1 protein-coding gene is annotated in these 668 nt (G+C 66.0%); it reads left to right on the forward strand.

Features of this window, described 5'->3' with window-relative positions:
* Positions 1–19 precede the first annotated feature (19 nt).
* Positions 20–668: condensation domain-containing protein (locus EAE91_RS25270; protein ID WP_244869033.1), on the forward strand; the 649-nt coding region annotated here is incomplete at its 3' end.

The following is a 668-nucleotide window of genomic DNA, read 5'->3' on the forward strand; positions in this document are numbered from 1 at the left end:
CCTGCGGGGCGAGATTGGGCTGCATCCGGTCCAGCAGCGCTTCTTCGCTGAAACGTCCGGTGAGTATCATCACTATAACCAGTCGCTGCGGGTCAGCGTGCCGGCGGATTTCAGTCTGCCCCGGCTGGCGCAGCTGGTGACGGCGCTGTATGAACGGCATGACGGGCTGCGTCTGCGTTACCGTCGGGGGCCGGAGGGCCGCTGGGGCGGGCAGTATGATGAAACGCCGTTAGCCTTGCAGGTGGCGGCGAGTATCCAGCATCTGCGGGTCTCGGGCGAGGCGCAGGTGCTGGCGGCCCAGGCGGCGCAGAGGAGTCTGTCGCTGGAAAAGGGGCCGCTGTTGCGGGCGGTGTACTTTGACGAGGGGGACGGCGGGGGGACGCTGCTGCTGGTGATGCATCACCTGATAGTGGACGGGGTGTCGTGGCGTATTGTACTGGATGATATGGCGGCGGGGTATGGTCAGATAGTGGCGGGCGAGGCGGTCAGGCTGGCACCGAAAACCAGTGGCTATCCGCAGTGGCTGGCGCGTTTGCAGGGGTATGCCGGGAGTGAGGCATTGCAGGCGGAACGGGGGTACTGGCAGGACCAGCTGTTGGTGGCGGGAGAAGGGCTGGCGGTGGATTATCCCGGGGCGGGGGCGTCGTTACAGGCGGACAGTGAGGAGG

It is taken from the genome of Photorhabdus noenieputensis, assembly GCF_018448935.1.
GTDB lineage: Bacteria > Pseudomonadota > Gammaproteobacteria > Enterobacterales > Enterobacteriaceae > Photorhabdus > Photorhabdus noenieputensis.